The sequence below is a fragment of the Bacillus cereus group sp. MYBK95-2 genome, assembly GCF_051915225.1.
GTDB classification, from domain to species: domain Bacteria; phylum Bacillota; class Bacilli; order Bacillales; family Bacillaceae_G; genus Bacillus_A; species Bacillus_A cereus.
In genome coordinates, this window is record NZ_JBQAEH010000004.1 from 241078 (window position 1) to 262657 (window position 21580).

Sequence of the window (21580 nt, forward strand, 5' to 3'; positions counted from 1 at the left end):
AGGTTAAAATATATTAAAGGTGAACCAGATTTTAGAAAGAAGGTATGATAATGAAAAAGAAGGTTACCTTATGGATTCTTGGAATTATGGGGGCAGTCATTATAGGTGGTGGAATTTACGCTTATACTATATATTCTTCTGTTTCAAAAACATTAGATGAAGTTCATAAACCATTAAAGCGTGATGAAGGTAATAAACAAGAAGAAAAAATTAATAAATCCCAACCAGTATCTATCTTATTATTAGGAGCTGATGAGCGTGGTGAGGATAAAGGCCGTTCAGATTCCCTAATGGTTATTACTTTAAATCCTAAAAATAATTCAATGAAAACAGTAAGTATCCCTCGTGACACATATACAGAAATCGTTGGAAAAGGAAAAAGTGATAAAATCAACCATGCGTATGCATTTGGTGGAGTAGATATGTCTGTCGCAACTGTAGAAAAGTTCTTAAATGTACCTATTAATTACTACATTGAAGTAAATATGGAAGGATTTAAGGATATTGTCGATGCAGTAGGCGGTGTGGATGTTAATAATGATTTAGAGTTTTCTCTAGAAGGAAAGCACTTCCAAAAGGGGACTATCCACTTAACTGGTGACCAAGCTCTGGCGTATACACGTATGCGTAAAGAAGACCCACGCGGTGACTTCGGACGTCAAATGCGTCAACGTCAAGTTATGCAAGCTGTAATTAAAAAGGGCGCAAGCTTCTCCTCTTTAACAAGTTATGGGGATGTACTTACAGCAATTCAAAAGAACGTGAAAACAAACTTAACACAAGATCAAATGTTTGATATGCAAAAGAACTATAAAGATTGTTTGCAGAACAGTGAGGATATCCAAATCTCAGGAGACGGACACAAAGCTGCCGACGGTATTTGGTATTACTATGTTCCGGATGCAGCAAAACAAGATTTAACGAATAAGTTAAGAGCGCATCTTGAAGTGACTAAGTAATATGTAATAACCCAACTCCTTTGGAAGGAGTTGGGTTTATTTTTGCATGGATTTATATTAGTATTATATATTGTGAGATTAATAGATGAGGTGAATCGATGAATAAGAAAGCGGTACTTGTCCTTGTTATTTTTGTATTGTTTGTTGCTTCGGTTGTGAGTGGTAAACTGTACTGGAATAAGAAGATTGCGAATGCAACAGGACAAACGAGTGAAGTAACGAAAACAAAGGCTGAAGTGAAAGATAGCGGAGCGAAGAAAGAAGAGAAAAAGGAAGAGAAAAAACAAGATGCGAAGTCATCTTTTAATGAAGCATACGCGAAGAACTTGCCAGATGCAGTGAAAGAGAAGTTAAAGAAAGCTGCTGAGGATAAAAAGGCAGTAAATCTTGTTATTGTTGGTGATGAAGCTTCTTCATCTGAAAAAGGTGCTTGGGCAGCTAAGTTAACGTCTAATTTAGAAACTGCTTACGGTAAAGGTTTATGGAATGTGACTGTAAAGGAATATAAGGGTGAAAGCACAGAAGAGTTAATCGCGAATAAGCGTGATAAAGAGATTGCGAAAGAGAATCCAGATGTAATTTTATTTGAGCCACCATTTATTACTGATAACGGTAAAACTGGTAATGGGAACTCTGTTGCGAGTACACAGAAGTTTGTTCAAGCACTTTCTACTAGTGCGAAGGGCGCCACGATTATGATTCAACCATCAAATCCAGTTTATGGTGCGAAGAATTATCCGAAAGCGATTGAGGCATTAAAGCAATTTGCGACGCAAAATGGTTATACATATGTGGATCATTGGGGTGCTTGGCCCGATGCAACAACAAAGGCTATTTTACCTTACTTAAAAGAAGAGTTTGGTTTCCCGAGTGATAAAGGGCATGAAGTTTGGGCGCAATATGTAACGGATTATTTTATCGCTAAATAAAATCTGTGAGGAGGAAATCATTTGTTTTATAAAAGATAAATGATTTTCTTTTTTATTAATATTTAATAGTACTGGAGGTATATTTATGGCAATACTTGTAACGGGTGGAGCAGGATATATTGGTAGTCATACATGCATAGAATTACTGAACAATGATTATGAAATTATTGTAGTAGATAATCTTTCAAATAGCTCAATAGAGTCTATCAATCGAGTGAAAGAGTTAACAGGAAAACAATTTAAGTTTTATAAAGAGGATCTTGTGAATTACGAGGTACTGAATAAAATTTTTGAGGAAAATAAAATTGAAGCTGTCATTCACTTTGCAGGTTTAAAAGCTGTAGGAGAATCGGTAGCAAAGCCATTAATGTACTATAATAATAATATTATTAGCACATTAGTATTATGTGAAGTTATGCAAAAGCGTAATGTGAAGAAGATGATTTTTAGTTCATCTGCAACAGTATATGGTATTCCAGAAACATCACCAATTACGGAAGAATTTCCATTAAGTGCAACAAATCCATATGGTCAAACGAAATTAATGATTGAACAAATTATGCGTGATGTGGCATTTGCGGATACAGCATGGAGTATCGCGTTACTTCGCTACTTCAACCCATTTGGTGCACATGAAAGTGGACGCATTGGAGAGGATCCAAATGGAATTCCAAATAACTTAATGCCATATGTAACGCAAGTGGCAGTAGGTAAGCTAAAAGAATTAAGTGTATTTGGAAATGACTACCCAACGAAAGATGGAACAGGCGTCCGTGATTACATTCATGTTGTAGACTTAGCAAAAGGTCACGTAAAAGCACTAGAGAAAGTACTGAATACAACAGGAGTAGATGCTTATAATTTGGGAACGGGTACGGGGTATAGTGTACTAGAGATGGTTAAAGCATTTGAAAAAGTTTCGGGAAAGAAAGTTCCTTATAAAATTACGGAGCGTCGTCCTGGTGATGTGGCGGTATGTTTTGCAGATGCATCAAAAGCAAAACGTGAACTAGGATGGGAAGCGATGCGTGGATTAGAAGAAATGTGTGCAGATTCTTGGAGATGGCAATCCAATAATAAAAATGGCTATATTAAATAATATTTTTAAGTTCTAAGTGTACACACTATAGATAATTGAAATGTACGTCTATGCTATAGGTAACTAAGTAATAAAGGTACACAAAAGATATACGAGCAATCGTATACCTTTTATAATAAGAGAGTGAATAAGAAATCCTAATATATGTAGGAGGAAGACAATGAACGCAATCCTAATCTGCGGCGGAGCCGGCTACATCGGTTCTCACGCTGTGAAAAAATTAGTAGACGAAGGTTTATCTGTAGTAGTAGTAGATAACTTACAAACGGGTCATGAGGATGCAATTACGGAAGGCGCGAAGTTTTATAATGGCGACCTTCGTGATAAAGCATTTTTAAGAGATGTTTTTACACAAGAAAATATTGAGGCTGTTATGCATTTTGCAGCTGATTCTTTAGTTGGAGTTAGTATGGAGAAGCCTCTTCAATATTATAATAACAATGTGTATGGTGCACTTTGCTTATTAGAGGTAATGGATGAGTTTAAGGTAGATAAGTTTATTTTCTCTTCTACTGCGGCGACGTATGGTGAGGTAGATGTAGATCTTATTACTGAGGAAACGATGACAAATCCAACGAATACGTACGGAGAGACGAAGTTAGCAATCGAGAAGATGCTTCATTGGTATAGCCAAGCTTCAAATTTACGTTATAAGATTTTCAGATACTTTAATGTGGCTGGTGCAACTCCAAATGGTATTATTGGGGAAGATCATCGCCCAGAGACACATTTAATTCCTCTTGTGTTGCAAGTGGCTTTAGGTCAACGTGAGAAGATTATGATGTTTGGTGATGATTATAATACACCAGACGGTACTTGTATCCGTGATTATATTCATGTTGAAGATTTAGTAGCGGCTCATTTCTTAGGGCTTAAGGACTTGCAGAACGGCGGAGAGAGTGATTTCTATAACTTAGGAAATGGTAATGGTTTCAGTGTAAAAGAAATCGTTGATGCAGTTCGCGAAGTTACAAATCATGAAATTCCTGCTGAGGTAGCACCGCGCCGTGCGGGCGATCCAGCACGTTTAGTTGCTTCTTCTAAGAAAGCGAAAGAGAAGCTAGGATGGGATCCTAAGTATGTAAATGTTAAGACAATCATTGAACATGCTTGGAATTGGCATCAAAAGCAACCGAATGGATATGCTAAATAAATATAATAAGTGAAAGAGAGGGTATCGTCGACAAAATATGTTCGACAATACCCTCTCTTTTTTTATAGGATTTTTGCTATACTAAACTGTACTATAATACGTGGTGGAAGGAGGAGAATGATGAAAATACTTGTGGTGGATGATGAATCGAGTATTCGTAATTTGATTCGGATGCAGTTGGAGATGGAAGGTTATGAAGTATTGGCAGCGGCTGATGGGAGAGAAGCTTTGGAGCGATGGAATGAAGGGCCGGATGTATTGATTTTGGATGTTATGCTTCCGGATACGGATGGGTATGAGTTGCTTCGTTTGTTCCGTGAGAGGGATAGGGATATTCCGGTGCTTATGTTAACGGCAAAGAGTCAGATGAATGATAAGTTGCTTGGCTTGCAGCTTGGTGCGGATGATTATGTGACGAAGCCGTTTAATTATGCGGAGCTTATTCTTCGGGTTAAGAATATGGCGCGGCGTGTAAAGAAGACGGAGGCCGCTGTAAGTCATGAAGTAATTGAGGCTGGAGAGATCGTGATTTGTCCTAAGGAAAGAAAGGTACATGTGAGTGGACAAGAGATTCAGTTAACGTACCGAGAGTTTAATTTATGTCAGTTATTTGTTTCAAATCCGCAGCGTGTGTTTATGAGGGATGAGTTGCTTGAGAAAGTATGGGGATTTGAGTATATCGGAAATACGAGAGCAGTTGATATTATGGTGCAGAGACTTCGAAAGAAGCTTGGGACGAGCGGAGAATATATTAAGACAATTTATGGCGTTGGCTATAAACTGGATTGTTAAGTGGTGATGGTATGTCTTTAAAGCGAAATATGGTGTTCGGAATAGTTGGGCTGTTAATTCCGATTTTTGTTCTTTTATATGCAGTTGTTTATATTACGTTAGAAAAGAATATGTATCATAACGCAGCAGATTCTTTAGAAAAGTTAAGTGTAGAAGCGCAAATTTATACGATGAATTATTTAGAGAAGGAAGCAGAAGTGGATACGCTTGGTCCGAATTCACTTTTAATTGCGTCGTATTTAGCGAAGCGTATGGATGTCCGTGTGCAGATGATCGGGAAGAATGGCGATGTTGTTGCAGATACACAAAAAGGAGCATTGCTTCACCGTAACATCGACATTGAGAGTTCCTTGAAGGGAAAGAAGTCTTATGTTTTTGAGGAGGCGGATCCCGCTCCCATTCTTTTGTTTTCAAGCCCGGTTTATTATGGAAACGATGTCATTGGAAGTATTCGTTTTATAAATGAGTTAACGGGTGAGAAGGAAGTTTTAACAAATGTGAGCTGGACTTTCTTAATGACGTCTCTTTGCCTAGTAGCTACCGGTATTTTCTTTGCGATTCGTTTGGCGAAGTCTCTTCATAAACCAATTGATCAGTTGAGACAAATGGCACAGAGGCTCGCGAATGGTGATTATAAGAGTAAGATTGAGTTAAATGAGTACGTGGAAATCGCTCAGCTTTCAGCATCTTTTAATGCGATGGCTGATGGAATTGAGCTGCATATTAAGCAATTGCAGGAGGAGAAAGAGAAGCAGAAAGATTTCCTAGACCGCATTACGCATGAGCTAAAAACACCGCTAACGGCAATTATCGGTTATGTTGATTTAATTCCAAAGTTACAATCGAAAGAAGATGTACAGGAAAGTCTCCGTTATGTGGCTGTGGAAAGTGAGCGTTTATTATCACTTGTAGAGGAGCTGCTTAAGTCCTCGAAATATGGAACGAGTACGTTTGAAGTGTCTCCTACAGTTGTGAACATAAAGGAATTGGCAGAGGAAGCAGTTTCAATTGTGAAGCCTCGTCTAAATCAGTTTGAAATTGAAGTGATAAATGAGTTAACAGATGTACATGTTGTTGCAGATTTTGATAAGACGAAGCAAATTTTCTTAAATGTGCTTGATAATGCAATTAAGTATAGTGATGCTGCGCACATTCGTATGAATGTAATTGTAAATGAGCATGAGGCGAAGGTCTTTGTTCATGATGATGGGATCGGTATAGATGAAGTGGTGCTTGCGGAGTGGAATGAGTCTCCGAAAGGAAAGGCACTTCCTTCTAGTTACGGGAATGGTTATGGTTTGTATATTTGTCAGGAGATTATGAGTAAGCAGGGCGGAAGCATGCGGATTGAGAGTAGTGAAGAAATAGGTACTATAATATTCATTACATTTTTGCTTCCGAGAAGGATGGAAGACATAAAAAACTTGAAAGCGGTTAAATGATACATTTATGAAACAATTATGCGGTATTTTCGAAACAACGTTTTTTTATCTTGGAGGTAGGCAGAAATGAAAAGGCTATCATTTCAAATTCTTATGTTTGTCATTTGTATGATTGTTTCTCTTGTTTTGTTTTATGTTATGGAGAAGCAAATCTATAATCGAATCAACATTGTAAATGATAAACAAGCCGTTTTACAAAGGGTGAATGAATCTCTTCCAATTGAAGTGAAAGTAAGACATGAAAAGTGGGGAGAAATTGTTGTAACGGATGAAGTTCGTTTGCATACGATTGTTTCATTCTTTGACCGAATTCGAATAGAGCCTGAGGGCGTTAAGAGCCAAGAACAAGTATTTACTGGAGAAGTAACGTACTTGAATGGACATAAGCGTACTTTTGCAGTAGGTGACTTGTTCCAGTATGGGGAAAATGTATACGGAAAGAATGGCATGGATCCGATGATTTCAGCACTTCAAACGTATTTATTAAGCCTGTATTACACGCCAGAGCGTATTAGTGATTTCTTTGCTTCAGCAAAGGATGTCGTAGTACGTCAAGGTGATGTGGTACGTACTATCAATCTTACGCACATACTTGATTCTATTCGGTACGCAAAGCAAATTACAGATTACGGAGAAATTCAGAAGTTATTACAATCGCAGAATGAACCGATTGCTTATATTACAGCTTATAAAACAGGTAAGCGTGTAAAGAATGATCGTGAAGATATTCTTACGATTTCTGTGTATCCATCGTACTTTGTTGTGCAATATCTCGGTGATAATAACGGAAATGTCATGTATATGAAAAGCTCTCTAGCAGAGTTATTCGTAAAGGAGAATGCGTCATGAGAAAGATAGCCTTTTTCTTCTTTTTGCTAGTAATTGGAGGAGCGATGTCTAGTTGCTCTCGAGATACAACCTCTATTAAATATAGTAAAAATGGTCTCCCTATTTTGGATGATCGTCATATTGTTGCGTATGTAGCGGCTCGTGAGGAAGTTGGTGAAGCGTTACTTTCATCATTTTGTAAGCCGCGCGGATGTACGTATGAATTTATTCGTCTTTCAACAGAAGAACTTCTTCGTAGAGTGGAAGAAGAAGCTGGAAATCCGAAGGCGGATATTATTATTGGCGGTACAGTAGATGCGCATCAAATGATGAAGCAAAAAAATCTTTCTATTCCTGTGATAAGCCAACATGCAAATCGTATTTCGAAAACCGTTAAAGATAAAGATGGTTATTGGTACGGTTATGAAGTGGAGAAGCTGGCAATTGCGATTAATAAAGAGCGGTGGAACGAGGAAATAGCGCCGCTCGGTCTCTCGTATCCATTAAGATGGAAAGATTTATTGAATCCAGTATATAAAGGAAAGATTGTCATGCCCGATCCAAATGTTTCAGGTACAGCATATACGTTTTTTCAATCACTTATTGATACGTTAGGTGAAGAGGAAGCGAAGGAATATGTGAAGAATCTGGCAGAACAAGTTGGAGAAGTAACAGTGAATGGTTACATTCCAGCAGAACTTGTTGCGAGCGGTGAATATATGGTAGGCATCAACTTTATGGGAGATCAGAGAATGCTTCAAAAACAAGGCTTTCCGATTTTAAGTAACGAACCTGAGCAAACAGGGTTATCTGTTAATGCGATTTCGAAACTAAAACGTGCACCGAGTGGTATTATTGCGGATTTATTTATTGATTATTGTTTATCAGAAGAAGCGGGTCATATTTTAGAAAAAGTGTCGTTTGGCGTACCAACGATGTTTGCGAAGAATGAGAAAGAAATAGAAGGACAGCCGGTTAGAAGGACGAACCAAAATATATCAAATAGCGGAATAATTGAGATATGGAATAGACAGCGTCTCTCTCTGAAGTGAGAAAAGGAGACGAAAATATATGTTTAAATGGCTCAAGCCAGCACCTGCAATTGAAAGATTGCCAGCGGATATGATCGACCGTGTATATCGATTACTACGTATTCGTGTGTTAATCGGGATTTCAGTTGGATATGCTGCTTATTATTTAGTTCGTAGTAACTTTAATTTATCTACTACGTATTTAGTAGACGAGTTCGGATTTAGCACTACACAAATCGGATTATTAGGTGCAGTAATGGCTGTTGTTTACGGACTTAGTAAATTCTTTATGGGTAATTTATCGGATAAGGCATTTGCTCAACGATTTATTGCAGTAGGTTTATTTTTATCTGGGCTTGTTAATATTTGTTTCGGTTATGCATCTTCCTTTGGGATGATCTTAACATTACTTGTTCTAAACGGTATTGTACAAGGTATGGGAGCACCACCTTGTAGTATTGTTATGACGAAATGGTTTTCAAAGAAAGAACGTGGGACGAAAACAGGTCTTTGGAATATTTCACATAACGTTGGTGGATTACTTGTTCCACCATTCATTGGAATTGGTGTAGGTATCTTCGGTGAAAGTCATTGGCAAGGTGGCGTATTTATTTTCCCAGCGATTATCGCAATGGTAATTGCCGTTCTTGTTTGGATTAATGCGAAAGATACGCCAGAATCTGAAGGTCTTCCGCCAATTGATGAGTATCGTAATGACTATGAAAATCTTGAAAAAGCAGATAATGCTAATAAGATGTCACCAAAAGAAATTTTAATGAAGTATGTAGTGAAAAATAAATTTGTTTGGTTCTTATGTATTGCAAATGCATTTGTTTATTTAATTCGTTTCGGTGTTATTAACTGGGTACCGATTTACTTAACAACAGTTAAAGGTTTTACGAAAACAGAAGCACATGCAGCATATTCAATATTTGAAGCAGCAGCGATTCCAAGTTCTTTAATTGTCGGTTTTTTAAGTGATAAATTATTCAAAGGAAAACGTATGCCATTATGTGTTATGAGTATGGCTGGAGTTGTTGTTGGTACGATTGTATATTGGCAAGCAACTAGTATACTTGTTGTAAGTATTGCAGTTTCTGTAATTGGCTGTTTAATTTATGTGCCACAGTTCTTAATCGGTTTAAGTGCAATGGAATTAGTACCGAAGTTTGCAGTAGGTACAACAGTTGGTATGTGTGGTCTGTTCGGTTATGTTGGAGGTAGTTTCGTAGCTAACGCAGCAATTGGTATTATTGTTGATCGTTCTGGCTGGGATGGTTGCTTCATGTTACTGTTAGCAGGCGGTATTTTATCAACAATATTCTTACTGATTGTTCAAATGGGACATGAGAGAAAATCTTCTAAAGTAGTATAATATTTTATTTGAAAAAGCTATCCAATTGTTATATTGGATAGCTTTTATATTTTTATTTAGAAAAAACAAACAGTATGTAAAATTGGAGTTTAATGTGTAAAAGGTTTTTGTTACTTAATATAATTTTTTTAGATTTAATAAACCAATCACGTACATAGTTAGACCGAAAAATCCACCGCCACAGATGAAAATTACAACCTTAAATAAAGAAATAGAGATTTCTTCTGAACCTACATAGGGAAGGATATAATTCATAAAAACAAACATTTGAAAGCCCCAAAGCACACCTGCTTTTAAGCCAGCTTTTCTTAATTTTTTCTTGTGTTGTAAATATTCTTCTTTTGTTGCACATTCAGTATCACTTAAACCTTTTTTCTTGAATTTAAAGGCTAAGTAATTAGCGTAAATCATATTAGACAGAAAAATGAATATTGTCCCTATAGATATTGTGTGGTTCATAGTATCAACAAGTAACATAATAAGCATTACCAACATATTTAGCCACCATAAACCAATTCCAGCTACAGATAATTCTTTATTGATTTCTTGTTTTTGATATTCATCTCTCTCACTCAGTGTTCCAACAAAACTATTATAAACTCTTTCTTTCCATTCAATTTTCATCATTTAATCTCCCTCCCAAAATAGACTGTTTAAATCTGTTTTTAGTGCTTTTGCTAATTCGATACATAAGGCTAAAGAAGGGTTATATTTATTATTTTCAATTAAATTTATTGTCTGTCTCGCCACGTTAACTTTTTTAGCTAACTCTAGCTGCGATAGCCCTTCAGATTTTCGATATTGTTTAACGTTATTCAAATATAACCCTCCCATTTATGGTTGTAGATCTCGTGTACCAAAATGTCATTTATATGTGACATTTTATAATTGAATAAATGAAATGTCAAATATATATGACAAAATAGCGATGGTGCAATTAGGAAAATGATTTTAATGATTCATTTTGGCAAGAAGTTTGTTAATAAAGAATGGCTTCCATTCAATTAAAATTGCTCTTTTTTCTTTCCTTAAATCTATCTTAAAAGATATAATGTCATATTTCTAATCATTGGAATTTTTGTTACAATATAAATGGATGTGTAAAACTTTGTAAAAAGATTGTAATAATATACAGTTTATTTTCAGAAAGTTTTATACAATTATGTTATTTATTAAACTATTAATTTATAAAGGGAGAGAGAATATGTTACCAAATACGGTTCGTACTCCAAACAAGAAGAAGAAATGGATTATTATTGGGGTTATTGCACTAATTGTTATTGTAGCGGCAATTAATATTTTTGTTATGCAAGGTAAGAAGAAGGGCGCATCAACAAATGCTGATGCTGTAAGTTTTGAGAAAGTGACAGAGCGTAAGCTGAATAATACGAAGTTAATTTCTGGTCAGGTGAAGCCTGGTAATATTGAAAGCTTCTATGCAGATCCGGCCAAAGGGAAAGTGAAAGATATTGAGGTAAAAGAAGGGCAAGAGGTAGAGAAAGGCACGAAGTTATTCTCTTATGATAATGAAGAGATTAACCTTCAAATGAAGCAAGCTGAGCTTGATCAGAAGATGGCGGATATGCGTTATGATCAAGGGAAAAAGAAGATTGATTCGTTGAAGAAAGAAATTAAGAAGGCGAAAGATAGCGGAGCTGGGAAAGAAGTAACAGATCCGATGGACGAGCAAGTAAACGAGTTAGAGATAGGACAAAAAACAATTGACCTTGAGAAAGAAAAAGGAAAGTTGCAGAAAGAAGAGTTAAGTAAGAAGCAGAAAGAACTTACGATTTATAGCAATTTTGCTGGTGTTGTTCAAAAGTTAGATAAAGATGCGGCACAAAGTTCATCTCAAGCGCTAGGTGGTCAAGGAAAAGCGTTTTTACAAGTAGCTTCTAAAGATCCATTCCAAGTTCAAGGTACGTTAACTGAGCTTCAAAAGTCACAAATTCAAAAAGATCAAACATTCACTGTAACTGCAAAAGCAAATAATAAGAAGAAGTGGACAGGTAAGATTACAGAGGTAAGTGAGTTCCCAACAAGTGCAGAGATGGCGCAAGCTGGCGGCATGGGTGAAGCAACTCAAAATATGTCTCAGTATACATATAAAGCTAGCCTTGATAGTCAAGATGGTTTATCTCCAGGTTATCACGTTTCTCTGCAAGTAAACTTAGAGAATAAGACGATGGTTGCTGTTCCAAGTAAAAGCATTGTAGAAAAAGGCGATGATGCATTTGTTTATGTTGAGGAGAAAGGAAAGCTTCGTAAACAAAATGTGAAAAAAGGTTCTACTGATGAAGACTGGACAGAGGTTGTAGAAGGCGTAACAGTGGGGCAAAAGGTGGTTAAAAATCCTTCCGACGATGTGTATGACGGAATGGAAGTGAAAGAGAAATGATTACGTTAAATAATATTGCTAAAACGTATTATCAAGGAAAATTGGCGGTGCCGATTTTGCATGGTATTAGTTTAACAATTCAGAGCGGTGATTTCGTTTCGATTATGGGACCATCTGGTTCTGGTAAGTCGACGCTTATGAATATTATCGGTTGTTTAGATCGTCCAACAGAAGGTGAATATATGCTGAATGACGTGAATATCTTAACAGCAGACGAGTCAAAGCTTGCTTTAATTCGTAATGAATATATTGGCTTTGTATTCCAGCACTTTAATTTACTACCTCGTCTTTCCGCAGTGGAAAATGTTGAGCTTCCGCTCGTATATGGTGGCGTGAAGAAAGCGGAGCGTCGCAAGCGTGCTTTGGAGGCGTTAGGTAAAGTTGGATTGGCAGATCGCGTGCATCATTTACCAAATGAGTTATCAGGTGGACAGAAGCAGCGTGTAGCGATTGCAAGAGCGATTGCGAATAATCCAACGTTCATTATGGCCGATGAACCGACTGGTGCACTTGATACGAAGTCTGGTGAGCAAGTTATGGATATTTTCACGAAGCTTAATGCAGAAGGTACGACGATTGTTATGGTTACGCATGAAGAGGAAGTAGCAGCTTATTCTTCCCGCCGCATTGTACTGCGAGATGGGAAAGTTACAGAAGATAGAAGGTGTGCGGTATGAGTTTACTAGATAGTATAAAAATTGCCCTGTCTTCTATTTTAGCTCATAAACTGCGTTCTGCTCTTACGATGCTCGGTATTATTATCGGGGTAGGTTCGATTATTACTGTCGTTGCAATTGGGCAAGGCGGAGAAGCGATGCTGAAGTCGAAAATCGCTGGTTCTGGTAATAATCTTATGCCAATTCAATTTAAACCAGATATTAATGATGAGTTTAGTATGGGTGGGCATCAAGTACCGAAATTAACAGAAGAAGATATTATGGAAGTAAAGCAAGTTAAAGATGTTTCCCATGTTATTACGACGAATAATACGATGGAAACAATGGACATTAATGATAAAAAATCAATGATTAATGTTATTGGACTTGATAGTGAGTATTTTGAAGTAAATAAAGTGAAAGTGGTTAAAGGCCGTTCATTAAATGAATCTGATATTTCACAAGGAAATAACGTTGTTATGATTAGTACGAAATCAGAAGAGACGTTATTTAAAGATGAAAATCCAGTAGGGAAAATTATTGAAATGAAAGGACAACCGATGCAAATTATTGGTGTCTATAAATCAGATAATGAGTTTATGGGATTCGAGGCTGAGGAAATGTTAATTCCTCTTACTTTATGGCCCGTCTTATACGGAACAGATGAAATTCAAAGTATCGCCATTCAATCTAAAAACGTAGATAATTTAGAAACGGCAGGGAAAAAAGCTGTTGATGTATTAAATGGTCGTAAACCAAGTGATATTCCAGGTAAATATGAATTGGTGAATTTAAAAGAATTCCAAGAAGGTGTTTCTAAAGTTACTAATATTATGACGATGATCATCGGTGGTATTGCTGGTATTTCACTAGTTGTTGGTGGTATTGGTGTTATGAATATTATGCTCGTATCTGTAACGGAGCGTACACGCGAAATAGGGATACGTAAAGCACTCGGAGCAACACGTAGTAAAATTTTATTACAGTTTTTAATTGAAGCTGTTATGTTAACACTTCTAGGTGGTTTAATCGGAATTGGTCTTGGGTATGGCGGAGCATATATCGTTTCTACATTCGCAAAATGGCCACCACTTGTTTCATGGGAAGTTGTCGTTGGAGGCGTACTGTTCTCAATGACACTCGGTATTATTTTTGGATTAATTCCAGCAAATAAAGCTGCGAAATTAGATCCAATTGAAGCATTGCGTTATGAGTAATTAATAATGTAGTAGAACTACACATTACCGTTCTAGTGGGCGGTTCGTAGCCTCTATATGAGGAAGTGAACCGCCCGTTAGAACGGGTTATATAAATAGAAGGAGGCGTTATAATGGAAGCAAATATTAATACGCAAGATGTAGGTGCGAAGAAGCCATCATTATTTGGAATGATTACTTCTCCAGGTGAGCAGTTTGAGAGAATGAAGACGAAAAGTCCGGTTTGGGGAGTATTTTTCTTATTTGTTATATTAGGAACGATTATAGCAACAGCAGTGTCTTACTTAACATTAATTAGTACTCCAGAATTGGCAAAAGAATTAAATGGTGAAGCAGGGGCAATGGTAAAAGGATTTACCCTTGGTGGAGGCGCACTTGTTGGTCTATTAGGAACACCTATAGGTCTCTTTATTGCGGCAGGTTTTTATAAAATTATTATGATGTTTATGAGCAATGATACACCGTACATGAAAATATTATCGATTTACTTATATGCTAATCTTGTTTATTATATCGGCGGATTGTTAAATGCAGGATTAGGCTTTATTTTTGATGGAAATGGCACTGATGTTTATACAAGTTTAGCTCCTTTATTTGAACAAGGGACAGTAGCACATGGAATTGCCTCTTCAATTGAAATTTTTAATATTTGGAGCCTCATTCTAACAGGACTAGGCTTACACATTGTAGCTGGTTTAAGTAAGAAACAAGCTACGATTTTAATTGTAATCTTCTTTATCCTAACAATTGGATTAGGCGTTGTAAGAGGGTTAGCTGGCATTGGTGCATGATATATTTGTTAAGAAAGGTGGCTCTCCCATAATCTGTACTCTTTGTAAAGGACATTAAAAAAAGTTATGTGCCATAAAGAAGATAATTTCTGTATCCTGGTCTTACCCCTGTTAAGTAGACAGTAATAGATTAGGTATCTTTTCATTAAGTAGCCTTAGTTCTAATTTCAATAGGACTAAGGTTGTTTAATATTTTTTGAAATCTTTTATTATTGAAAAAGCTTATATATCTTTTAATAGTTTTACAGACTTCTGTCTTTTCATAAAATGTATGTCTATAAAAGCATTCCGCCTTAAAATTATCAGAAACCCTCTTTATACACGCATTATCATGACAATTTCCTTTTCTAGATATAACCACAGTTATTTCGTGGGCCGCTCTTTTTTAGGCTTTATTGAATGTGTCTGTAACTAATTTTAAATTGTTGTATTTGCTCATTTGATAGACCACACCTTCGTTATTGTAAAAATCGAATATCATTGAAAGATATATGCGCTTATTATTAAAGGTAAGATAGATTATATCAGAAACCCATTTTTCATTTGGCCGTGTAGCTGAAAATTCTTTATTTAACAGATTTTCCGACACGATGGATTGTTTCTTCAAAGTAAAATTTCGCCACTTTTTTTGAATCTTAGCTTGTAGCCCCATTTTTCTATTTTAGACATGATAAATTGGTCCCCTTTCATTTTTTCAGAGGGATTGTTGATTCTTTTTTCACTTATAATAGCCACTTCTTGAAACACCTGCAATTTTACAGGGAAATCCAATTAAAAAACTCCGTTTTAAGGTATGAATGATCTCTCATGCTACTGATTTACTCTCTTTAATTTCAGCCCTTTTTTCGTATCTAATAGCTTTTTTAAGTATGCATTTTCCGCGTTTAATTGTTGTATTCTAGCATCTTGACTTATTTCATATATTGGTTTAGATCCTCCCCGTTTTTCTTGTAGGCCCAGAATACCTAAAGTTTTGTGTGTGATGGGAACGGAATGACAAACACAAGAGGTTTTATTTTTACGGGACGTATTCGAAAAAAGATTGTAATAATATCGAAATTGTTAACTTTGTAGTTAAAAATATGTATTAATTTGGAATTAATTTCTATAAAGTAGAAGATTACACGCCGAACAATCTAATATTCGAAACGTTAACTCACAGTACCGGAATCGCTATTACTTTAACTCGGTCTAAAAGAGGAAAAGTAAATAACATTATCTGTAAATATGTTCTAGGAGATAATATTGAGATTAACGCTTGCGCAGATTTAGAAATTACAAACGTCAATATTGATGGTGTGGGGAAACGTCCTTTTTTATTTGAGGTGATAATACTGGATTTTATAGAGTTTACATTAAAAATGTTATATTAAGATAATAAAGACTACATCCACTGAGAGTATATTGGTTAACTTCTTGAAGAATAGTGAAATGGTAAAATGCAACCTTGATAGAACCTTAATAATACAAGAGAATATTCCTTCTGAAAATTTTCTTTTTGTTGATTGTGTTTTTGGGTGGCGATATCCTAGCATTAGTTGTTTATTATAACGAATTTAAATTCATAAACACTAAGTTTTCCAATGTTCTTATTCAAATATTAGAAAACACAACAGGTGAATTTAGAATTATTAACAATTATAAAAGTGTTAATAATGGTTCAGTGTTAAATATGCCTGTTTCTAAGTTTGAAAAAAGTACAGGTGGTTCTTCTGTAGGTCGTCTGTGTGTGTTGTCATCATTTTCCGATAACTCTGCATAAGCAACTTATCAAGAATATCTTTTGTATCATACGGAACAACTTTAAACATAGCAACACTTACATCTGTGGATGGTGCACTTTCAAGAAAAATCACTATCACTGAAGATAGAGCGAACAAACAATTTGTATTAACTAATTCAACAGATGTAAATTTAGTGGTTAAATGGAACATAATTATTCAATTAGCAGCTTAATTAAATAAAAAGAGCGATTTGCTCTTTTTATTGTAAACATTATGTTGTTTTGGAGAACAAAGGATTTGAATTTCCCTCATTTGATCCATACTTTTTTTCAAGGATGTAAATGATTGCAAATATACAATAGAGATACGTAATTGCATGACCAGCCAAAGACATCCCTGCTAATAAGAATGGTAGCATAACAATTCCTGCTTTAAATTTAGTTTTTTTAAGTATTCTCCACCAGAGTACAAATAAAAGGATGAATCCTATTAAACCAGACTCTATTAAGTATGTAATCATGAAATTATGTGCACCTATTCTTAGGTATTCAAAAGAATTACCAAACCCAATACCAAGTAAAACATTACTCATAGTTGTATCACTTAAAAACTCAAAAGCCCTATCTACAATTTCGATTTTTGATAAGAAACTTATGTCCGAATTCATATAACCGAAAATGAAGGTAGCCCCTGTGATAATTGCTGTAATGGATAATAAAATTTTCATTATTTTTGTTTTGAACCCTATCAAGATATAAAATGCAATCAGCGTAAATATAGCAGCTCTTGAGAAAGTAAGTACGCATAAAATGGTTAACATAAACATCTGCCATTTAAGCGATATTGCTTGGTAACGTCTTAAGTAGATACAAAAGAAAAACAAAGTTACTATAAAAATCCCTACAAAGTTCGAATCTTGGTACATTATGCTATTCATTTTGTACTTATAAAAACTTGAATCCACTTGCATGAATTGCCATGTTGTTTGCGGTTGCCATGGATGCGTAAGCCTCCAAATAGTTTCTATTATTACAAGCAATATTGATATGTTAATGAACTTAACTGATATATTCAAAATCTTATCAGAACTTAAACTATACAAAACTTGAAAACTAAAAACAAAGTATATAAGTGATAATATCACGTTATACAACGCATTGGTCTTTTCTGGAATAATCATTAACTGTGTAACTAATAAGTAGCATAAAAGGACCATTGTTATACTAATTAAAGAATTGAACACCAATTTTTTTCTTTTTAAGGTCTGTAGAAATAGTCCTACAAATGACAGTGTGAAAAAAAGATAAATTGGACTTATTGGTAAAAAATTAATAAAGAAACCGGAAAATACAATCAAAAGAAATGCCGTTTTATACATTTTAAGTAACTCCTCTAATATTAAAAATATGACAACTATTAATATAACATTTTTCACTTAATATTGGCAGGATTATACTAATGTACTTTTGAATAAAATACGGCTTTTATTCAAAAAAAGGATGTTTAACTGTCTCTCCAGTAATTGAATTGTTATCTGAAACACTCGTAAAAAATCTAAAAAATAATAAATCTAAATAAAAGAAATTTAAGCCGAAAGGTGGTATAGTCAAAAGAAAAATTGAATGTTAGAAAACAGAAGATGTTATAAAAAGAATTTTATAAAATTAATAAGGAAAGGCATGTAAAAACTAAAGATTTTAAAATACAATTCATAAATCCAAAAGATATTATTGCTATTAATGAAACTTATAATTATCTAGATATACTTAATGATTATAAAATGGGGAACTTGAAATCAAAGAGTGCTGTCAATAGATTTATTAAAAGCTAACATCACGAAAGTAATGTACTTTGATTAATTAAAAGAATAAAAATGGAAAAGGAGGGAGCGCGGTATGTCTCCTTTTCATTTTTCTTAAAGGGGAGCCGAAATGGATCATATTAATGTATTAATGAAAGTAGTTATAACTACTTTTAGTGAATTCTGTGGATATTTCTTGGGGGGATGAAATACAATATTGAAAGTTCTAGTTATTTATCATGGAGGCTGTTAACTATATCACAGGAGTATTAGCATCAGATTATAACAAGAAGTTAAAAAGTAAAGTTGGTTTCAAAAGTATTGCCAAAAAGGTGATGCTTTTTCTTTTAACCGTAGCAGTGACTCAAGCCTATGCAATTATGAGTATTCCGCTTCCAAAAGCTATTTTTATTTTACACATATGCCTGACCATATTCCTTAGGTTATATTTTATGATGACAGAACGAATCAAGAGAAATTCCTGACTAAGTGATAGTGTTATTTCCTTTTCATCCTCTCTTCCATAAGTTTAATTTTTTAGCAATTCATTTTCTGCCTTTAGTAAGTTTAGTTTGGCTTTTAAACAGGCATACTTTTCTTCTAACATAAGCTCTCTCTCAAGGTTTTTTTCAGCACATTCTATACACAAGTCCAATAAAGTGAATATGCCATTTTCCAGATAATTAGCGTGCCATCTACTTCCTAATGAAATAACCCGTTTCATTCCAATTATATCTATATGTCAAATTCATACTCTTCAAAAATATGTCGAGGTAGCTTTCCTTTTTCATTTTCCTCAATAAAAATATGCTTAAATTCCTCTGTAAAAGTGATACCTTTTGATTTATAGATTTTACGTATGGATTATTTGATAGAAATTTAATTTCTCTTTCTGTAAATAGATTTTGTCATTTTGGACATTCTCTGATTCAAATTACCCTTTTATTATAAAAGAAATATCCTATAGAATAGACTTTACCTGAGAATCACCTTTTTTATTTTTACCCCTATTTCAAATACCACCAACAAAATTTCAAATACTATCTAGTTTAATTTCAAATTCCGTCGGTAGTATTTGAAATTACTCACAGTGAAATCTTTTCTTTATTTTTATATTGTGAAGGTACCGCGGAATACTAGAAAGGTATACCTTTTAGAAACGGGTACTGTGTGAAGCCAGCGACTTTTAAAGAGGCAGTTGTTTTGTATGAAGGGATGATTGTAAATCAAATAAAGAAATTAGGTATTCGTAAAGATTATGAAGAGTATTATCAATGTGGTTTAATCGGTCTTTGGCATGCGTATGAAAGATTTGATGAAAAGAAGGGGTATTTCCCTGCATATGCAGTTGTCACGGTGCGAGGTTATATATTAGAGAGATTGAAGAAAGAGTTCGCAGTGCAGGAGAGATGTGTATGTGTAGGAGAGTATGAGGATATCTTTCATTTTGAGGACGTTGAAATAAGAGTGAAGGATTTTATGAGCGTGTTAGATGAGAAGGAGAAGTATATTATTTTTGAACGTTTTTTTGTAGGGAAGACGATGGGAGAAATCGCTTTAGAGACGGAAATGACATATTATCAAGTAAGATGGATGTATCGGCAAGCACTCGAGAAAATGCGAGATAGTGTAAAAGGATAAAAATAGAAAATAGAATGGAAGGTAAGGAAATACTACCTTCCATTCTATTTGTTATTAAGGTGATGAATCTTGCATGTTCATTTGGGATAATACATATCCAGCTTTCCATAATTGCTGGCTTAACTTATGGGGACTAATTTGTATCGTTACGGTAGCTCCGTTTGAAAAATGAATTTTAGCTCGTTTAGCTTTTTTGAAAAACTCTATTGTATGAACATGTTTGAAGAAAAGCCAAATACAATTTGGAGAAGCAGGAGATTTTGTTGGGAAAGCACAAATATATTCTCTATGATTGATCGGAATTGGAACGTTTTGTTTAAATTTAAATTTTGTTTTTACAGCATTACGTCTCCCTTGATAAGTAGAATGAATATTTGTTAGACAAGATTTCTGTATAAGTTGGAGAGCAGTTTGACAGGAGTAAAGATGGTTTCCGCTACTGTCGATAAGTTTTGTACGATAATAAGGGTGATTGTATGGAACAAGCATCATAGTAGAACTAGAAATAATAATGTTATTTTCATCATTCATGATTTTAAGTCCTCCCTTATGAAATTAATATTTCGAATATAATTATATACGGAATAAGTAAACTCGGTGTTAATATTTTGTTTTGTATTGTAAATTTTGTCTATTCGTTTACAATCAATAGGTGATAGTCTTTCTAATTTGCATCGCTTGTACATATATATGAAAATAGAAAAGAGTAGGCGGTGATATAGTATGAAGAAAAAGTATATTATTATGGCTTTAGTTGTCGTTCTCCTAGTATATTTAGCAAACAGTAATCCGAGTAAGGGCGAATATACAGAATGGGCAGCGAAGCAGTTTATGAAGCGTAATGATGTGAGTAAGAAGCTAGATGAAGTTCAAAAAGAGAATGAAGAGGGTCTCCTTGGCGACTTGGCATCGGCCGGTAAAAAGTTAGCGAAAAAGTATGTTGAGCCACAAGTTGGGTTATTAATTGATCATTATACGAAGCGAAATGATTATATATTCTTCTCAACATATACGACTGAGTTTGATATAGGTGAAGAACATTATAAGTACGTATGCGTCGGTTTCTCAAAGATTTTTATTCCGATTGAAATGCCGAAGAAAAAAGACGAATCTGCAAAATGATGCAGATTCGTCTTTTTCATTTTATAGAGTAATTGGAACTTCAGATACATTTTTTTCTACAAGGCGAGCTCCCTTTTTTCGTGTATTTTCATCAATGGATGAAAATACAGATGAGGCGAGGATTGTATCCATTACTTGATTTACGACTTGTGCATCGATTGGTGTGATGGGCGTATCGATAGAAAAAACGACTGTTTTTCCATCTTCTTTTGCGAAAATCAACTCTAGTACTTGCATGTGTTATTCCCTCCTTTGTATTTATCAAGCTATTTATGGGATTCGGGTCTGCCGGTTAAATTGCGGTCTAATAATCAGCGGGGATGAATAAAATCCCCACTGATCCGAGTTTTACTTTATAGTTTAGAAAGATCTGATGTGCTTACAAGTTGTACAGCGTGAAGTGGTGATGCTTGTAAGGAAGCTAGAGCATGAGCTACATTGTGTACTTGATCTAAGCTCGCATTTGTTTTAACACGTTTAAATTGTTTGCTCTTGAAAACTGTTTTTCCGTTCTTATCTAATCCGTTGTTTAAGACAAGACGTAAAGTTAAATCCATTACGATTGTTTCAATTGCCATGTGTATCACCTCCTTTCACTTTATAAATAGGGTACAAATGTCAT

General features: G+C 35.0%; 22 protein-coding genes and 2 pseudogenes. 16 read left to right on the top strand and 8 right to left on the bottom strand.

The window, feature by feature from the left end; genetic code table 11:
* Nucleotides 1–50 precede the first annotated feature (50 nt).
* The 9 genes from tagU (at nucleotide 51) to ACTFN4_RS15815 (ending at nucleotide 9608) form a co-directional block, all read left to right on the top strand.
* A complete protein-coding gene (gene tagU / locus ACTFN4_RS15775) occupies nucleotides 51–959 on the top strand; it encodes a polyisoprenyl-teichoic acid--peptidoglycan teichoic acid transferase TagU (RefSeq protein WP_152121706.1) in 909 nt (302 codons plus the stop codon).
* A gap of 98 nt (nucleotides 960–1057) precedes the next feature.
* Nucleotides 1058–1888: an SGNH/GDSL hydrolase family protein gene (locus ACTFN4_RS15780; protein WP_152121704.1), complete on the top strand. Its 831-nt coding sequence runs from the start codon at nucleotides 1058–1060 to the stop codon at nucleotides 1886–1888.
* A gap of 85 nt (nucleotides 1889–1973) precedes the next feature.
* A complete protein-coding gene (galE, locus tag ACTFN4_RS15785; protein WP_234574299.1) occupies nucleotides 1974–2987 on the top strand; it encodes a UDP-glucose 4-epimerase GalE in 1014 nt (337 codons plus the stop codon).
* A 160-nt stretch (nucleotides 2988–3147) separates the two neighbouring features.
* On the top strand, nucleotides 3148–4140 hold the full coding sequence (gene galE / locus ACTFN4_RS15790) for a UDP-glucose 4-epimerase GalE (RefSeq protein WP_234574298.1): 993 nt from the start codon (nucleotides 3148–3150) through the stop codon (nucleotides 4138–4140).
* Between the two features lie 120 nt (nucleotides 4141–4260).
* A complete protein-coding gene (locus ACTFN4_RS15795; RefSeq protein ID WP_000699553.1) occupies nucleotides 4261–4932 on the top strand; it encodes a response regulator transcription factor in 672 nt (223 codons plus the stop codon).
* An 11-nt stretch (nucleotides 4933–4943) separates the two neighbouring features.
* A complete protein-coding gene (locus tag ACTFN4_RS15800; RefSeq protein ID WP_439962518.1) occupies nucleotides 4944–6374 on the top strand; it encodes a HAMP domain-containing sensor histidine kinase in 1431 nt (476 codons plus the stop codon).
* A gap of 66 nt (nucleotides 6375–6440) precedes the next feature.
* Nucleotides 6441–7223, top strand: a complete 783-nt coding sequence (locus ACTFN4_RS15805) for a DUF3919 family protein (RefSeq protein WP_006925814.1) — start codon at nucleotides 6441–6443, stop codon at nucleotides 7221–7223.
* Nucleotides 7220–8254 (top strand): ABC transporter substrate-binding protein, encoded by a 1035-nt coding sequence (locus ACTFN4_RS15810; RefSeq protein WP_439962520.1) that lies wholly within the window; start codon nucleotides 7220–7222, stop codon nucleotides 8252–8254. The genes ACTFN4_RS15805 and ACTFN4_RS15810 overlap by 4 nt, the downstream gene beginning before the upstream one ends.
* A gap of 19 nt (nucleotides 8255–8273) precedes the next feature.
* A complete protein-coding gene (locus ACTFN4_RS15815; protein ID WP_025709692.1) occupies nucleotides 8274–9608 on the top strand; it encodes an MFS transporter in 1335 nt (444 codons plus the stop codon).
* A gap of 114 nt (nucleotides 9609–9722) precedes the next feature.
* On the opposite strand, the gene ACTFN4_RS15820 is transcribed toward ACTFN4_RS15815, so the two are convergent.
* Together ACTFN4_RS15820 and ACTFN4_RS15825 are read right to left on the bottom strand one after the other, a co-directional pair.
* On the bottom strand, nucleotides 9723–10235 hold the full coding sequence (locus ACTFN4_RS15820; protein WP_000975591.1) for a DUF3278 domain-containing protein: 513 nt from the start codon (nucleotides 10233–10235) through the stop codon (nucleotides 9723–9725).
* Nucleotides 10236–10427, bottom strand: a complete 192-nt coding sequence (locus tag ACTFN4_RS15825) for a helix-turn-helix transcriptional regulator (protein ID WP_001067016.1) — start codon at nucleotides 10425–10427, stop codon at nucleotides 10236–10238.
* A 385-nt stretch (nucleotides 10428–10812) separates the two neighbouring features.
* Here ACTFN4_RS15825 and ACTFN4_RS15830 point away from each other — a divergent pair, with 385 nt between their 5' ends.
* The 4 genes from ACTFN4_RS15830 to ACTFN4_RS15845 all read left to right on the top strand — a co-directional run bounded on the left by ACTFN4_RS15830 (nucleotide 10813) and on the right by ACTFN4_RS15845 (nucleotide 14670).
* Nucleotides 10813–12006: an efflux RND transporter periplasmic adaptor subunit gene (locus tag ACTFN4_RS15830; RefSeq protein WP_439962521.1), complete on the top strand. Its 1194-nt coding sequence runs from the start codon at nucleotides 10813–10815 to the stop codon at nucleotides 12004–12006.
* A complete protein-coding gene (locus ACTFN4_RS15835; RefSeq protein ID WP_439962522.1) occupies nucleotides 12003–12683 on the top strand; it encodes an ABC transporter ATP-binding protein in 681 nt (226 codons plus the stop codon). The genes ACTFN4_RS15830 and ACTFN4_RS15835 overlap by 4 nt, the downstream gene beginning before the upstream one ends.
* The gene (locus ACTFN4_RS15840) at nucleotides 12680–13879 is read left to right on the top strand and encodes an ABC transporter permease (protein WP_152121695.1); all 1200 of its coding nucleotides are present in this window, start codon (nucleotides 12680–12682) and stop codon (nucleotides 13877–13879) included. The genes ACTFN4_RS15835 and ACTFN4_RS15840 overlap by 4 nt, the downstream gene beginning before the upstream one ends.
* Before the next feature lie 113 nt (nucleotides 13880–13992).
* Complete coding sequence (locus tag ACTFN4_RS15845; RefSeq protein ID WP_152121693.1) at nucleotides 13993–14670, top strand: Yip1 family protein; 678 nt, start codon at nucleotides 13993–13995, stop codon at nucleotides 14668–14670.
* A 145-nt stretch (nucleotides 14671–14815) separates the two neighbouring features.
* Here ACTFN4_RS15845 and ACTFN4_RS15850 read toward each other — a convergent pair whose 3' ends face one another.
* Together ACTFN4_RS15850 and ACTFN4_RS15855 are read right to left on the bottom strand one after the other, a co-directional pair.
* Nucleotides 14816–15031, bottom strand: a complete 216-nt coding sequence (locus ACTFN4_RS15850) for an IS3 family transposase (RefSeq protein WP_439962523.1) — start codon at nucleotides 15029–15031, stop codon at nucleotides 14816–14818.
* A gap of 1634 nt (nucleotides 15032–16665) precedes the next feature.
* Nucleotides 16666–17772, bottom strand: a complete 1107-nt coding sequence (locus ACTFN4_RS15855) for a hypothetical protein (RefSeq protein ID WP_152121691.1) — start codon at nucleotides 17770–17772, stop codon at nucleotides 16666–16668.
* Nucleotides 17773–18325: 553 nt separating this feature from the next.
* Here ACTFN4_RS15855 and ACTFN4_RS15860 point away from each other — a divergent pair.
* Nucleotides 18326–18563: pseudogene (locus ACTFN4_RS15860) on the top strand (phage holin family protein); the annotation flags it as partial.
* Between the two features lie 20 nt (nucleotides 18564–18583).
* Here the strand turns inward: ACTFN4_RS15860 and ACTFN4_RS15865 are convergent.
* Nucleotides 18584–19116, bottom strand: a pseudogene (locus ACTFN4_RS15865) (HTH domain-containing protein); the annotation flags it as partial.
* A gap of 249 nt (nucleotides 19117–19365) precedes the next feature.
* Here ACTFN4_RS15865 and ACTFN4_RS15870 point away from each other — a divergent pair.
* Nucleotides 19366–19836: a sigma-70 family RNA polymerase sigma factor gene (locus tag ACTFN4_RS15870; protein WP_002025078.1), complete on the top strand. Its 471-nt coding sequence runs from the start codon at nucleotides 19366–19368 to the stop codon at nucleotides 19834–19836.
* Nucleotides 19837–19890: 54 nt separating this feature from the next.
* On the opposite strand, the gene ACTFN4_RS15875 is transcribed toward ACTFN4_RS15870, so the two are convergent.
* Nucleotides 19891–20367 (bottom strand): competence protein ComK, encoded by a 477-nt coding sequence (locus tag ACTFN4_RS15875; protein WP_439962524.1) that lies wholly within the window; start codon nucleotides 20365–20367, stop codon nucleotides 19891–19893.
* A gap of 192 nt (nucleotides 20368–20559) precedes the next feature.
* Here ACTFN4_RS15875 and ACTFN4_RS15880 point away from each other — a divergent pair, with 192 nt between their 5' ends.
* Entirely contained in the window at nucleotides 20560–20958 is a 399-nt protein-coding gene (locus ACTFN4_RS15880) for a DUF4359 domain-containing protein (protein ID WP_000731405.1), read from the top strand.
* Nucleotides 20959–20979: 21 nt separating this feature from the next.
* Here the strand turns inward: ACTFN4_RS15880 and ACTFN4_RS15885 are convergent, their stop codons facing one another.
* Both ACTFN4_RS15885 and ACTFN4_RS15890 read right to left on the bottom strand, forming a co-directional pair.
* Nucleotides 20980–21195 (bottom strand): DUF2922 domain-containing protein, encoded by a 216-nt coding sequence (locus ACTFN4_RS15885; RefSeq protein WP_001197593.1) that lies wholly within the window; start codon nucleotides 21193–21195, stop codon nucleotides 20980–20982.
* A gap of 116 nt (nucleotides 21196–21311) precedes the next feature.
* Entirely contained in the window at nucleotides 21312–21536 is a 225-nt protein-coding gene (locus ACTFN4_RS15890) for a DUF1659 domain-containing protein (RefSeq protein WP_000963861.1), read from the bottom strand.
* Nucleotides 21537–21580 lie beyond the last annotated feature (44 nt).

What these genes read in the sequence shown, in the direction of transcription:
- ACTFN4_RS15830 (WP_439962521.1), top strand. Translation starts at nt 10,813, where the DNA reads ATGTTACCAAATACGGTTCGTACTCCAAACAAGAAGAAGAAATGGATT.
- ACTFN4_RS15845 (WP_152121693.1), top strand. Translation starts at nt 13,993, where the DNA reads ATGGAAGCAAATATTAATACGCAAGATGTAGGTGCGAAGAAGCCATCA.
- ACTFN4_RS15835 (WP_439962522.1), top strand. Translation starts at nt 12,003, where the DNA reads ATGATTACGTTAAATAATATTGCTAAAACGTATTATCAAGGAAAATTG.
- galE (WP_234574299.1), top strand. Translation starts at nt 1,974, where the DNA reads ATGGCAATACTTGTAACGGGTGGAGCAGGATATATTGGTAGTCATACA.
- galE (WP_234574298.1), top strand. Translation starts at nt 3,148, where the DNA reads ATGAACGCAATCCTAATCTGCGGCGGAGCCGGCTACATCGGTTCTCAC.
- ACTFN4_RS15800 (WP_439962518.1), top strand. Translation starts at nt 4,944, where the DNA reads ATGTCTTTAAAGCGAAATATGGTGTTCGGAATAGTTGGGCTGTTAATT.
- ACTFN4_RS15795 (WP_000699553.1), top strand. Translation starts at nt 4,261, where the DNA reads ATGAAAATACTTGTGGTGGATGATGAATCGAGTATTCGTAATTTGATT.
- ACTFN4_RS15815 (WP_025709692.1), top strand. Translation starts at nt 8,274, where the DNA reads ATGTTTAAATGGCTCAAGCCAGCACCTGCAATTGAAAGATTGCCAGCG.
- ACTFN4_RS15805 (WP_006925814.1), top strand. Translation starts at nt 6,441, where the DNA reads ATGAAAAGGCTATCATTTCAAATTCTTATGTTTGTCATTTGTATGATT.
- ACTFN4_RS15885 (WP_001197593.1), bottom strand. Translation starts at nt 21,195, where the DNA reads ATGCAAGTACTAGAGTTGATTTTCGCAAAAGAAGATGGAAAAACAGTC.
- tagU (WP_152121706.1), top strand. Translation starts at nt 51, where the DNA reads ATGAAAAAGAAGGTTACCTTATGGATTCTTGGAATTATGGGGGCAGTC.
- ACTFN4_RS15890 (WP_000963861.1), bottom strand. Translation starts at nt 21,536, where the DNA reads ATGGCAATTGAAACAATCGTAATGGATTTAACTTTACGTCTTGTCTTA.
- ACTFN4_RS15810 (WP_439962520.1), top strand. Translation starts at nt 7,220, where the DNA reads ATGAGAAAGATAGCCTTTTTCTTCTTTTTGCTAGTAATTGGAGGAGCG.
- ACTFN4_RS15780 (WP_152121704.1), top strand. Translation starts at nt 1,058, where the DNA reads ATGAATAAGAAAGCGGTACTTGTCCTTGTTATTTTTGTATTGTTTGTT.
- ACTFN4_RS15880 (WP_000731405.1), top strand. Translation starts at nt 20,560, where the DNA reads ATGAAGAAAAAGTATATTATTATGGCTTTAGTTGTCGTTCTCCTAGTA.
- ACTFN4_RS15855 (WP_152121691.1), bottom strand. Translation starts at nt 17,772, where the DNA reads ATGTATAAAACGGCATTTCTTTTGATTGTATTTTCCGGTTTCTTTATT.
- ACTFN4_RS15875 (WP_439962524.1), bottom strand. Translation starts at nt 20,367, where the DNA reads ATGAATGATGAAAATAACATTATTATTTCTAGTTCTACTATGATGCTT.
- ACTFN4_RS15840 (WP_152121695.1), top strand. Translation starts at nt 12,680, where the DNA reads ATGAGTTTACTAGATAGTATAAAAATTGCCCTGTCTTCTATTTTAGCT.
- ACTFN4_RS15820 (WP_000975591.1), bottom strand. Translation starts at nt 10,235, where the DNA reads ATGATGAAAATTGAATGGAAAGAAAGAGTTTATAATAGTTTTGTTGGA.